The 12,921-nt window shown below is 64.9% G+C and carries 11 protein-coding genes; 5 read left to right on the top strand and 6 right to left on the bottom strand.

Annotated elements, in window-relative coordinates; genetic code table 11:
• The first annotated feature begins 6 nt into the window (after window positions 1-6).
• Window positions 7-3,123 (top strand): efflux RND transporter permease subunit, encoded by a 3,117-nt coding sequence (locus K408_RS0117900; RefSeq protein WP_024339766.1) that lies wholly within the window; start codon window positions 7-9, stop codon window positions 3,121-3,123.
• 3 nt (window positions 3,124-3,126) lie between these two features.
• On the opposite strand, the gene K408_RS0117895 is transcribed toward K408_RS0117900, so the two are convergent.
• The 4 genes from K408_RS0117895 to K408_RS0117880 all read right to left on the bottom strand — a co-directional run bounded on the left by K408_RS0117895 (window position 3,127) and on the right by K408_RS0117880 (window position 7,412).
• On the bottom strand, window positions 3,127-4,038 hold the full coding sequence (locus tag K408_RS0117895; protein WP_051160673.1) for an amidohydrolase family protein: 912 nt from the start codon (window positions 4,036-4,038) through the stop codon (window positions 3,127-3,129).
• 176 nt (window positions 4,039-4,214) lie between these two features.
• Window positions 4,215-5,645 (bottom strand): TolC family outer membrane protein, encoded by a 1,431-nt coding sequence (locus K408_RS0117890; protein ID WP_024339768.1) that lies wholly within the window; start codon window positions 5,643-5,645, stop codon window positions 4,215-4,217.
• A 187-nt stretch (window positions 5,646-5,832) separates the two neighbouring features.
• The gene (locus tag K408_RS0117885) at window positions 5,833-6,612 is read right to left on the bottom strand and encodes an enoyl-CoA hydratase (RefSeq protein WP_024339769.1); all 780 of its coding nucleotides are present in this window, start codon (window positions 6,610-6,612) and stop codon (window positions 5,833-5,835) included.
• Window positions 6,613-6,734: 122 nt separating this feature from the next.
• Window positions 6,735-7,412, bottom strand: a complete 678-nt coding sequence (locus tag K408_RS0117880) for a hypothetical protein (RefSeq protein WP_024339770.1) — start codon at window positions 7,410-7,412, stop codon at window positions 6,735-6,737.
• Between the two features lie 290 nt (window positions 7,413-7,702).
• Between K408_RS0117880 and K408_RS0117875 the strand changes: the two genes are divergently transcribed.
• Window positions 7,703-8,248, top strand: coding sequence for a sigma-70 family RNA polymerase sigma factor (locus K408_RS0117875; RefSeq protein ID WP_024339771.1), 546 nt, complete (start codon window positions 7,703-7,705; stop codon window positions 8,246-8,248).
• 2 nt (window positions 8,249-8,250) lie between these two features.
• Window positions 8,251-8,889 (top strand): NrsF family protein, encoded by a 639-nt coding sequence (locus K408_RS0117870; protein ID WP_024339772.1) that lies wholly within the window; start codon window positions 8,251-8,253, stop codon window positions 8,887-8,889.
• A gap of 11 nt (window positions 8,890-8,900) precedes the next feature.
• On the opposite strand, the gene K408_RS0117865 is transcribed toward K408_RS0117870, so the two are convergent.
• Window positions 8,901-10,004, bottom strand: a complete 1,104-nt coding sequence (locus K408_RS0117865) for a DUF2336 domain-containing protein (RefSeq protein ID WP_024339773.1) — start codon at window positions 10,002-10,004, stop codon at window positions 8,901-8,903.
• A gap of 63 nt (window positions 10,005-10,067) precedes the next feature.
• The gene (locus K408_RS0117860) at window positions 10,068-11,225 is read right to left on the bottom strand and encodes a GGDEF domain-containing protein (protein ID WP_024339774.1); all 1,158 of its coding nucleotides are present in this window, start codon (window positions 11,223-11,225) and stop codon (window positions 10,068-10,070) included.
• A gap of 423 nt (window positions 11,226-11,648) precedes the next feature.
• Between K408_RS0117860 and K408_RS0117855 the strand changes: the two genes are divergently transcribed.
• Complete coding sequence (locus K408_RS0117855; protein ID WP_024339775.1) at window positions 11,649-12,218, top strand: sigma-70 family RNA polymerase sigma factor; 570 nt, start codon at window positions 11,649-11,651, stop codon at window positions 12,216-12,218.
• Window positions 12,215-12,910 (top strand): hypothetical protein, encoded by a 696-nt coding sequence (locus tag K408_RS0117850; RefSeq protein ID WP_024339776.1) that lies wholly within the window; start codon window positions 12,215-12,217, stop codon window positions 12,908-12,910. Before K408_RS0117855 ends, K408_RS0117850 begins: the two co-directional genes overlap by 4 nt.
• Window positions 12,911-12,921 lie beyond the last annotated feature (11 nt).

Here is a 12,921-nt window from a genome sequence, read left to right as displayed (position 1 = left end):
ACCTGAATGGATCGTCTCGTTGCCCTTGCCGTCAACCGGCGCTTCCTGATGGTCGGCCTGTTCGCCGCCGTGCTGATCGGCGGTCTGATCGCATTCAACCGGCTCAACATCGAGGCCTATCCCGATCCGACGCCGCCGATGGTCGACATCGTGACGCAGAGCCCGGGCCTGTCGGCGGAGGAGATCGAGCGCTACATCACGATCCCGATCGAGACCCAGGTCGCGGGCCTGAAGAACATCACGACCATCCGGACCATCTCGCTCTACGGTCTCTCTGACGTCAAGATTCAGTTCTCGTTCGCCTACACCTATGACGAAGCGTTGCAGCAAGTATTGAATCGCCTGGCGCAACTCGCGCCGCTACCCGGCAACGTGCAGCCGCAAATCTCGCCGCTCAGCCCGATCGGCGAGATCTTCCGTTATCGCCTGGTCGGGCCGCCCAATTACAGCGTGCTCGACCTCAAGACTGTTCAGGACTGGATCCTTCAACGCCGCTTCCGCGCCGTGCCCGGCGTCATCGACGTTACCGGCTGGGGCGGCAGGAGCAAGACCTACGAGATTCAGGCCGACTTCAACAAGCTGGTCGCCAACGGACTGACGCTACCGCAGTTGCTCCAGGCCGTCGGCAATTCCAACGTCAACGTCGGCGGCAACACCATCGACATCGGCCAGCAATCGGCCGTGGTGCGCGGCGTCGGCCTGATCCGCTCGATCGACGACCTCGCCAACACCATGGTGGCGCAGACCGGCGGCAATCCGGTGCTGGTCAAGGACGTCGCAACCGTCACCGTCGGCCAAAAACCACGTCTCGGCATTGCCGGCCTCGACGAGGCCGACGATATCGTGCAAGGCATTGTCCTGATGCGCCGCGGCGAGCAGAGTTCGCCGACCATCAAGCGCGTCCACAAACTCGTCCAGCAGATCAACAACTCCAGCATCCTGCCGCCCGGCGTGCGCATCGAGCGCATCTACGACCGCGGGGACCTGATCGAGCTCACCACGCACACCGTGCTGCACAACATGGTGGTCGGTATCCTGCTGATCGTGCTGCTGCAATGGATCTTCCTCGGCGACCTACGCAGCGCGCTGATCGTCGGCGCCACAATTCCGTTTGCGCTGTTCTTCGCGGTGATCATCCTGGTGCTGCGCGGGGAATCGGCGAACTTGCTGTCGGTCGGCGCGATCGATTTCGGCCTGATCGTGGACGCCACCGTCATCATGGTGGAGGCGATCTTCCGCCGCCTGACGCAAACCACGCCGATCGCGGAATCCGAACAGATGTCGTCCGAGACGCTGTTCGGCATGAAGAGCCATGCCATCCTCAGCGCCGCCGCCGACGTCTCACGCTCCATCTTCTTCGCCGCGGCGATCATCATCGCAGCGTTCCTGCCGCTGTTCACGCTCTCCGGGGTCGAGGGCAACATCTTCGGGCCGATGGCCCGCACCTACGCCTATGCGCTCGCGGGCGGGCTCCTCGCGACCTTCACTGTTACGCCGGCGCTGTCCGCGATCATCCTGCCCGCGCATGTCGAGGAAACCGAAACCAAGGTGATGCTGATCCTGCACCGGTTGTACTCGCCGCTGCTCAATTGGGCCGTCGCCAATCGCAACATCGTGCTCGGCGGTGCAGTCGGACTCGTGTTGCTGACGGTGGCGCTCGCCCGCCTGCTCGGCCTCGAATTCCTGCCGAAGCTGGAGGAGGGCAATCTCTGGATCCGTGCCACGTTGCCGCCGACCATCTCGCTTCAGGAAGGCAATTCCTACGTCAACGAGATGCGCAAGGTGATCCGCGCCCGGCCGGAGGTCGAGTCCGTCGTATCGCAGCACGGCCGTCCCGATGACGGTACGGACGCGGCCGGTTTCTTCAATGCGGAGTTCTTCGCGCCGCTCAAGCCCGCGAGCCAGTGGCCAGGCACCCGCGACAAGGAGGAGCTGACCGCGCAGCTGCTCAAGCAGCTCGATGACAGCTTCCCCGGCGTCGAGTTCAACTTCTCGCAATATCTTCAGGACAACGTCTCCGAAGCCGTCTCCGGCGTGAAAGGCGAGAACTCGATCAAGCTGTTCGGCAGCGATCTCCAGGCGCTCACCGACACCGCCAACAAGATCAAATCGGTCCTGGCCACCGTGCAGGGAGTGACCGATCTTGCCGTGTTCACCTCGCTCGGGCAGCCCACCGTTCAAATCGACATCGACCGCGCCAAGGCGGCGCGCTACGGCCTTGCGCCGGGCGACATCAATGCCACCATCAAGGTCGCGATCGGCGGCGACACCGCCGGCGATCTCTATGAGCCGGGAAGCGACCGCCACTTTCCGATCATTGTTCGCCTCGCGCCGGAATATCGTCGCAGTGCCGAGGCGATCCAGAATTTGCGGATCGGCGCGCCCGGGCCGAACGGCATGGTTACGCAGATCCCCTTAAGCGAGGTCGCAACCATCAGCCTCGTCTCGGGCGCGGCCTATATCTATCGCGAGCAGCAGGAGCGCTATCTGCCGATCAAGTTCTCGGTGCGCGAGCGCGATCTCGGCAGCGCCATCCGCGAGGCTCAGGACAAGATCGCCGATCAGGTGCAGCTGCCGCCGGGCTCGCACATGGAGTGGGTCGGCGAGTTCGGCAATCTCCAGGACGCGATCCGGCGGCTGTCGATCGTAGTGCCGATCTCGCTGGTGCTGATCGGCGTGCTGCTCTGGTTCAATTTCGGCTCGATGACCGATACGCTGCTTGCGATGAGCGTGATCCCGATGGCGATCTTCGGCGGGGTGCTGGGCTTGTTGATCTCGGGCACGGCATTCAGCGTCTCCGCGGCGATCGGCTTCATCGCGCTGTTCGGCATCGCCGTGATGGACGGCATCATCATCCTGTCGCAGTTCAACCAGCTCATCGAAGAGGGTATGGACCGCATGAGTGCGGTGGTGCGCACCGGCGAGCTTCAGCTCCGGCCCGTGCTGATGACGTGCGTCGTCGCGGGCGTCGGCCTGTTGCCGGCGGCACTGTCGGAGGGCATCGGCTCGCAGGTGCAGAAGCCGCTCGCGGTCGTCGTCGTCACCGGCATGATGCTGGCGCCGGTGGTGATCCTCCTGACGTTGCCGGTGCTGATCTCGTTTTTCTCCCGCCGGGCGCGCTGATCGTCAGAAGCCGTAGAGCCGCGCCGGATTATCGACCAGGATCTTCTTACGCACGTCCGCATCCGGCGCCCACACCGGAAGCTGGTTGAGCAACCGACCGTCGTCGATTTGATAGAACGGCGCAATGTCGGTGGGCTTGCGTCCCTCGACGTGGCTTGAATCCGGATGCGGCCAGTCGGTGCCCCAGACGATGCGGTCCGCGTTCGCCGCTATCAACGCGCGGGCATAGGGAACCATGTCCTGGTAGTCCGGCGCCAGCTTGGACGAACGATAGGCGCCCGAGACTTTCACATAAGCCTTGCCGGACTTCACGAGCGCTATCAGGTCGTCAAACCCGGGTTGCTCCAGTCCGAGCGGGGCCTCGAGGCCGCCGAAATGGTCGAACACGACGGGCACCGGTGCAGCCAGCACCAGATCCTTGATCGCCGAGATCACCGGCAATGTCGTGTAGAGCTGCACATGCCAGCCGCGTGTCTTCATGCGCTCAACGGACGCCGTGAAGCGGCTTCGTCCGACGTTGGGATCGCTGATGCCGTCGGTCGCCAGATTGATGCGGATGCCACGGAAGCCGTCTGCCTGCATCGTGTCGAGCTCGGCCTCCGTCGTCTTCTCGTCGATCACAGCGACCCCGCGCGCGGTCGCGCCGCGCGCCTTCATGCCGAACAGCGTCGAAGAATTGTCGGTGCCGTACACGCTCGGCGTCACGATCACCACGCGCTCCATATGCAGCGCCTTGTGCAGCGCAGTCATTTCCTCGGGGCTCGCCGGCTCCGGCGTATAGACGCGCCCGGCAAAGAAAGGAAATCTCCCGACGTCGCCGTGGATGTGGGTGTGGCAGTCGCAGGCATGCGCCGGCACGTCGAAGTTGACCCGCGTCGCGGGCTGTGCCGCACGGGCGTGGACTTGGTCGATCATGGTTACTCCGGCCGCGAGAAGGCGAACAGGAAACCGCGTTGGCAGAGCATGGTGTCTCTCTCCTGCTTCGTTGCCGAGCAATGATAGCACGCCAGCAAGGCTCTATGCGGCTTCTACACGCCAGGAGTCGAAGCTGTGATGGTTCCTTCGCAGGAGCGAGAGGGAAGTTTCGGCTCCTACTGCCCTGATGGCGTGCGTAGGCCGTGCCAGGCGTCGCGGACCTGATGGTAGTGCACCTCGGGCAGATAGTCCGGCGTGTTCAGGTTCAGCGTCTTGACGTCGAGATGGCCGATGGCGCTGAGGAGCGTGTAGGAGGCGATCACGCGGTCGCGTTGTGCGCCGATCAGGCGGGCCTTGGCCAGGATCAGATCGGCCTGCGAGTTCAGCACGTCGACGGTCGTGCGCTGTCCTCCGGCGGCCTCGCGCTGCACGCCTTGGAGCGCGACCGTCGCGGCCTTCACTTCGGACTCCGAGGCGGAGACCGCGACCTTGGCGCCTTCATTGGCGACCCAGGCGCTCACCGCCGCAGCGCGAGCCTGGTTGCGCACCTGGTCGAGCACGAGCCGGCTCTGCGCCGTGATCTCCTTGGCTTGCCGGGTCTGCGCCGCGGCCTGGCCGCCATCGTAAATCGGCGCAGTGACGTTGGCGACGATCGAAGCCTGGTCTTCGGCGAAGGTGCCGAGTGTCGGGTCGTTGTTGCGGCTCTTGCTCGCGCTGCCCTGGATGGTCGCGCTCGGCAGCAATGTGCCTTCGGCGATGCGGATGTTGGTGGAGGCGACATCGACGTCGAAGCTGGCGGCCATCACCGCCGGATGCTGTCGGATCGCCTTCGTCATCGCGTCCTCGCGACTCTTCGGCAGATAGCGGTCGACGGCCTCGGCGGGGCGAAGCTGCGAGGGCGCATTGCCGATCACCTGTGCATACATCGCCTGACTGACGGCGAGCGCGACCTCGGCCGCGTTGAGATCGGCAAGGCCGCGGTTGAGACGGGCCTCGGCCTGGGCGGTGTCGGTCGGCGTGACATCGCCGGCATTGAGGCGGCGCTGGGTCACCGAAAGTGTTTCGCGCAGGAAGGCGACATTGGAGCGCTGTGCCTCGACGAGCGATTGGTTGGCGAGCACGTTGGTGTAAGCGGTGACGGCGTCGAGCAGTACGCCTTGGCCGACATTGCGCAGCGCTTCGCGGCCCGACTGCACCTGGAGTTCCGCGGCCCGCACGCTGTTGGCGGTGCGGAAGCCGTTAAACAGGGTCTGCGTCACGGTGACGCCGATGATCCAGGGTTTCAGGTTGGCGGTCTGGATGGTGTTGTCGGGCAGCAGATTGCGCACCGATTGCAGGCCGGCGCTGAGGCTGGCCAAGATCTGCGGCCGGTAGCCGGCAAGCGCCTGCGGTACGTTCTCGTCAGTCGCACGCTGGCGCGCACGCTCGGCATTGAGCTGCGGATTGGTCTGATAGGCCTTGGCGAGCGCCTCGGGCAGGGCCTCCGCCCAGGCGGGAGAGGCGAGGGCGCAGGAGAGCGCCAGCGTGGTCCATGTCGCAAGCACGGGAGCCACGCCCGATCGATGCCGCGTCAGCACGCGACCAGCTCTGGCGGTACGCCCAATCATGTAATTCCACAAACCCTGGCTATTCGCCCCCGCCGATGGCGGTCCTCTTAACTGTTTAACCAGCCGAGGTCCCGCAGGCAAACTGCCGCGGGGAAAACCCCCATGAAATCCGTGCTTGTTGCAGCTCCGTCACAGGGTTCTACGGGAACGCGGCAGAGCCTTACACGAGCATGGCCGGTTGCGCGCCTTACCGATTCCTGTTCACCGGCTTGCGCTTTTCGATGAAGGCAGCCATGCCTTCGGAGCGGTCCTCGAGCGCGAAAGTCGAATGGAACAGGTTGCGCTCGACGCTCATGCCCTCGGCAAGCGTGGTCTCGAATGCGCGGTTCACCGCCTCCTTGGCCATTGCGGCCGCAGGGCGCGACATCGCGGCAATCTTCTCGGCTGCCGCCATCGCTTCGTCCATCAGCTTGTCAGCCGAGACGATGCGGCTGACGAGGCCCGAGCGCTCAGCTTCGGCCGCATCCATCATCCGGCCGGTGAGGCAGAGGTCCATTGCCTTGGACTTGCCGATCGCGCGCGTCAGGCGCTGGGTACCGCCGATGCCGGGAATGGTGCCGAGCGTGATCTCGGGCTGGCCGAATTTTGCCGTGTCGGCGGCGATGATGAAGTCGCACATCATGGCGAGCTCGCAGCCGCCGCCCAGCGCATAACCGGCGACCGCGGCGATGGTTGGCTTCCGGCAACGAGCGATGCGGTCGCCGCCGATCGCGGCGAAGTCCTCGGAGAACATGTCGATGAAGCTCTTGGGCTGCATCTCCTTGATGTCGGCGCCGGCGGCAAAGGCCTTCTCGTTGCCGGTCACGAGGATGCAGCCGATGGCATCGTCGGCCTCGAGATCGTCGACCGCGGCAGCGATCTCGCGGAAGACGCCGAATGAGAGCGCGTTGAGCATCTTCGGCCGGTTCAGCTTGATGATGCCGACCGCGCCTTTGCTCTCGACGATAATGTGTTCAAACGTGCTCATGCTCCACCCACGCTTTTGATTGAGCGGGCAATGTGCCCGCTGGCGCGGTGGGCTTCAAGGGGGGCCGGAGGCAGGACGCGCGGGCTGTGCGCGTCCTGTTTGCGTCCTGGCGGAACTGGCAATCAGGCTATGAACATCCGCGCGGCAGAGGCCAGCGTCAGCAGCGTGCCGACGCCGATGAAGATCTTGCCGATCAGGGAGCTCTGGTCCCAGGCCGAGCTCTGCTGGCTGCTTGCCATCACCGGGGCGGGCCGAGGCTGCGCCTCGGTTGCGGCAAGCACCGCCTTCTGCGCCGGCGGGTTTTCCTGCTGCACGGCGCGATCGATGTCGTTGAGCTGATCGGGTGCGACGACCTGGCTTTCCGGGGCCGCGGCATTGGTATTATCCGCTGCCGCCTGGACATTGTCGTTGGCCCGGTTCGTCATCGCCGAGGCGGCAGCTGCGGTCGGCGTGTCGTCAGCGAGCTGCGCATTGGCATTGGCGACCTCCGGCGGCATTTGGTTCGATGCCGGCCCCTCACCGTCGGTCTTGACACCCTCGGTCTTGCCGTCAGCCTTGGCCTCGTCGGTCCTTGCGGCAGTGTCCTTCTTGCCGGCCTTGCTGACGGAGTTCTTCACCGCCTTGTTGCTGCCGGTGCGGCGCGAATCGTGGCGCCGGTGCTTGGCCGTGTCGGCCTGCTTCTCCGCGCTATCCGGTTTGTTGCCGGCCGCCGAACTCGGCGCCGCCTGTGCAACGCCCCCGAACAGCAAGAAAAGCCCGGCCACAACGATCAGGGCCGCGCGCGCGCTGGCTTTCATCATGTCGACGATCTCCCCAATTCCGCCCGTCCCAGGAGTGAACAGAGACCCTTGGGCGTGACGACAGCGGGGCAGAAAATGGGAATCTTCGGGTTAGACCCGCCAAAAACGGGGCAGACCGCCCCTTGCGGCTGGCTGGCCGATGCGGCATGGGCCGATCGGTGTTATGAGCCTTAGCAATGTTACGACTACATCGGCCGCGAGGTTCGGGACTTCATCACGAATTCGTGATAATTCCGGCCGCCTGCGTAACAAATTGAATGAGCAGCCGAATTGCATGATGAGGGGCGCGGGTGCGCGGACGTGAAGACGAATGGACCGGCCTGATGCGGTCGGCCATGGCTGGCGATGACGCGGCGTATCAGCGCTTGTTGAAGGCAGTCACGCCTGTGCTGCGCGCTGCCGCGAGGCGCGGCTTGGCGCGGGCGGGTCAGCCTCCAGACCAGGCCGAGGATATCGTGCAGGAGATTTTGTTGGCGGTGCATCTGAAGCGGCACACCTGGGACAGCGAAGCCCCCTTCGCGCCCTGGCTGTTTGCGATCGGCCGCAACAAGCTGATCGACGCGCTTCGCCGGCGCGGCAGGCGCGTGTTCGTGAACATCGACGACTTCGCCGAGACGCTGCCGGGCGAGGCGCCGCAGGAGACCGCTTCGGCCGGCGAGGTCGCCGCCCAATTGGGCACCCTGCCGCAACGACAGCGCGACGTGCTGCAATCGATCGCAGTCGAGGCCGCCTCGATCAAGGACACGGCGGCAAAGCTCTCGATGAGTGAGGGTGCGGTGCGGGTCGCGCTGCATCGCGGACTTGCGGCGCTGACGGCCAAACTGCGGGACGCCTAGTCATGGACACCGATCAACTCATCCGCTCGCTCGCGGCCGACAACGCCCATCGCGCGCCGCGCGTCGGCGCCGTGCTGACGATGGCGCTGCTGGTGGCCGCGCCGCTGTCGATCCTGATCTTCGCAACGTTCTTCGGCGTGCGCGCCGACCTGATGAGCGCCATGCGCAATCCGTTCTTCGACATGAAGTTCGCGGTGACCCTGTCGCTCGCAATCCCCGCAATCATCATCAGCCTGCATTTGTCGCGTCCCGAAGCCCTGCTGCGCGGCTGGGGCTGGCTGCTGCTGCTTCCCGTCGGGCTCCTTGCCGTAGCGATCGGCGGCGAGGCGATGATGGCGCCGGCCATGCCGATGACGATGCGCCTGATGGGCAAGAACTCCAGGGTGTGCCTGGTCGCGATCCCCGCCATGTCGCTGCCGCTGCTGGCAGGCGCGCTGTTCGGCCTGCGCCACGGCGCGCCCTCGCGTCCTGCGCTGGCCGGTGCGCTCGCCGGCCTGGTGTCGGCCGGCTTGGCTGCGACCCTTTATGCCTCGCACTGCACCGACGACTCGCCGCTGTTCGTCGTGACCTGGTACACGTTGGCGACCGCGATCGTAACGGCGATCGGGGCGCTGGCGGGATCCAAAGTTCTTCGCTACTAGCGCCGCCGGCTTCACGCCGCCGGCGTCGTGCCCAGCTGCATGCGATGGAATCGCAGCACTTGTTGCGCGGTCGACGAGCGCAGTGCCTCGTAGGTGTCGCGCAGTGTCAGCATGTCCGCCTGCGCGCCGCCGGAGAGCTTCTCGCGCATGGCGATGATGGCGCGCACGCACGGCCAGGACATGCCCGCGACCTTGGCGAGGATCATCACGCCTTCGGTGCGGCTCTCGATCATCATAGTCTCGGCGGTCTCGACCGCGACGCCGGCGAGTGCCGCCAATCCTGCATTGGCCTCGTCGAACTTGCCCTGCTCGGCGAAGGCGGTGACCTCAAGTTCGTCGAGGCGACCGTCCTCGTGCAGCGATTTCACCAGCGCGCGCGCCATCTCGGTCTGCTTCGTCATGGCGGCGATTCGGACCCTCTGCGCCGCTTCCTGGACCACGCGCGATACTTCGTTGGTGAGCTCGGGATGCGCGGACGCAAGCTTCCTGCGCACGCTCGATGATGCTTTGGCGACCAGCCTCAGATAGTGGTGGCGCGGCAGGTCCGGCCGGAGGCCGATGCAGGCGGCGAGGTCGTCATCGCGTTCGGCCCGCGTGACGAGGTCGGTGAGACTTCCTTCGGAGAGCCGGGCGCCCGGATTTCCGACGGTCGACTGCACCACGTCCTGGTTGCCGCGTGTCACCAGCACGTCGGTCAGCGCTTCCGACAGCACCCGCCGCAGCGAGATCGCCTTGAGATGCGGCTGGCCCCTGCTCCGCGCGATCTCGATCAGCGTTGCTTCATCCAGGCGCTCCGACTTCGTCAGCACCGGTCCGGAGACCTCGATGACCTCGTCGAGGGCGAGTGTGCGGATGATATTCGGCGGGGCCGCCGCGATCGGTGCGAGCCGGTCGGCGAGCCGCGCCCTCGCCGAGGTCTCGATCTGCTCGATCAAGCATTGGAACACATCGTCGAAGACGCGGATGTGGTCGTCGGAATAGTCCACCGCGTTACCCACGAAGAGATCGGTGACGCGGCGCAGCGTCTCGACCCGGCGCGCGACAGTGCCGTGCGCGAGCGCAGTCTGCAATTCCTCGAGCAGGTTTTCGGATTGTTTCGCGATCTTGGATTTCATTGCCCTGTCCTGGAGCGTTCGGCTCCGCGGCGCATTCTGTCGCACCGGGAGAAAATGGATTGGTCAGCTCGTTGCAATGTGGTTGCGGCCTTGCGCCTTGGCGGAATAGAGCGCGCGGTCGGCGCGCGCGAGAAACGTGTCGGCAGTATCAACGTCGCGCAGCGTCGCGACGCCGGCGGAAATCGTGACGTGCATACCCGGGGAAAATGCGCTCCAGTCGAGGTCGGCGACGATGCCGCGCAACCGCTCGAGCATGCGCGAGGCGACCTCACCGTCGGTACCCGGCAGCAGCAGCAGAAATTCCTCTCCGCCGTAGCGGCCGAAGCTGTCAGTCGGGCGGATGTTGGCAAAAATGGTGATCGCGAAAGTGCGCAGCACCTCGTCGCCGACCGGATGGCCAAGGGCGTCGTTGATGCGCTTGAACCAGTCGAGATCGATCAGCGCGATCGCGAAGGGCGTGGATGCCTGCCGCGACTTCTCGATCTCGAGTTCGAGAAGCCGCATGATGCAGCGCCGGTTATAGCAGCCGGTAAGCTCATCGAGTTCGGCCAATTCCTCGATGCGCTGATAGGCGGCCTTCAGTTCAATGCTGCGCCGGTACAGTATCTTGCGCAGGGTGGCGCCGAACAGGCCGAGGAAAGCGCACTGGCCGATCACCAGCGCGAAGCAGAGCATCGAGGCGGCTCTCTGCAGCCGGGTCGTGACTGGCAGTCCGATCGGCAGGTCAGATCCCAAGAAAACCAAGGCAAGCCCGCAGGTGGCAAGCCCCCAGGTGAGCACCGCCTGGCTCGACGTCATGCGCAGCGTGCCAAACGCGAAAATCAGGAACAACACCGCGAGGAAGGCGACCCCCACGGTCGGCACCGCGAGCAGGAACACCAGTTGCAGCGCCATATGCGCCGAGATCTGGTAGACGGTGAGGTAATGATCCTCGAAACGGTCACCGAAACCGGCTTCCGATAACACCGTGAACGTTCCAATGATCAGCAGACCGCCGAGCCAGAACAGCGACGGGACGCCCATGGAGATCGTGCCGTCATAGGCGTAGAGCAGCAGGACCGAGGCGCCCAGCGAATAGCTCGCGACCTGCCCGATATACATCTGGCGGCGCTGCCGGGCCCGGCGGGCCCTGACTTCAGGGGCCGCGGACTCGGGCGCGAGGACGAGATCCGCGACCTCTGCGGCATTCCTCTCGGGAAAGGACGTCGCGGCCGTGCTCATGGTCCCGCCAGTGGTGGATGTCAGCGCAAGAATCTACGTGCCAAGCCTTTAGGTTTGGTATCCTTTGAAACCGAATCCGAAACGCAGCACCGAACAAGCTGATCAGCCAGCGCGAGAATCCACGGGCGATCAAAGTGTGCGATGCGGTCGAGCCAAATCACGGGTTGGTGCGACAAACGTGGTGCAGAGTGCTATGGAACCGGACGAGCCGGGTGGCCTGTGCCCAGGCATTCTGCAGGGAAATAACTCGGTATCATATTACCTATTCTGACCGGCGGCGTTGATCGACGCGGGTGGCACAAGAAGAGCGCGTATGTGGCCTAGCTCACACTGTTCTCCGTATGACTGCGGTAGTCTGAACAATTTTGCACCCCCGGTCGAACCGTCCGCCGCATCGACCCGACCAACTTTGCGAGACGGCCATTGAGTGTGACACAGGCGGCTTCGGACGAGATCCTCATCGCCAGGATCGCTCAAGGTGACCGGCTCGCCATGCAGGTGCTGTACGGGCGGCACCATGTCAGGGTTTACAGGTTCGGACTGAGGCTCGTGCGTGACGAGCAGGCGGCGGAAGACCTCATCAGCGAGGTGTTTCTCGACGTCTGGCGTCAGGCCGGCAAGTTCGAGGGCCGATCCGCCGTTTCAACCTGGCTGCTGGCAATCACCCGATTCAAGGCCCTGTCTGCGCTCCGGCGCAGGAAGGATTTCGAGTTGGACGAAGAAGCCGCCAACGCGATCGAGGATACGTCCGACGATCCGGAAACGGTGGTGCAGAAGAAGGATACCAGTGAGGCGTTGCGGGAGTGTCTGACGGGCCTCTCGCCGGAGCACCGGGAAATCGTCGATCTCGTCTACTACCACGAGAAGTCCGTGGAAGAGGTGGCCGAAATCGTCGGAATACCGGAGAACACTGTGAAGACGCGCTTGTTCTATGCGCGCAAGAAACTGGCCGAACTGCTGAAGGCAGCCGGCGTTGAGCGAGGCTGGCCATGATGGCATTGAGCAAGAAGATGCTGGAGCAAGAGCCCAGTGAGATTGAACTGATGCTGCCGTGGCACGCGGCTGGCACGCTGAATCCGCGCGATTCCCGCCGTGTCGAGGAAGCGCTGGCGCGCGATCCCGAACTTGCCAAACAATATGCCGCGATCCGCGGCGAGTATGAAGAAACCATCCATCTGAACGAGAGCCTGGGTGCGCCGTCGGCGCGCGCAATGCAGAAGCTGTTCGCCGCGATCGATGCCGAGCCGGCACGGGCGGCCGGCTCGCTGCCGCTCTCGGCGCGCATCGCCGTCTTCTTCGCGAGCCTGTCGCCGCGCACGCTGGCCTGGTCGGCGAGCCTCGGCGCAGTCGCGCTCGTGCTGCAGGCCGGGATCATCGGCGCGGTGCTGATGAAGAACCAGCCGGCGACCTTCCAGACGGCCTCGCTCTCGACCAGCGCGCCGGTCACGCGCGAGCTCGGCAGCGCGGCCGCGCCGGCGCGCGCGCTGGTACGCTTCACGCCGGAGGCGCGCGTCGCCGACATCACCGCACTGCTCGACAGCTACCAGGCTTCGATCATCGGCGACGCGAAGGGCGGCATGTTCCGCCTCCAGTTCGACAAGGCGATGAACCAGGACGAGCTCGCTTCGCTGCTCGGCAGGATGCAGCGAGAGAAGTTCGTCAACCTCGCCGTCGCGGCACCCTAGGCGCGCCGCTC

It is taken from the genome of Bradyrhizobium sp. in8p8 (assembly GCF_000426845.1).
GTDB lineage: Bacteria > Pseudomonadota > Alphaproteobacteria > Rhizobiales > Xanthobacteraceae > Bradyrhizobium > Bradyrhizobium japonicum_C.
Note: the sequence above shows the minus strand (reverse complement) of the source record. Positions and strands in the feature narration are given on the sequence as shown.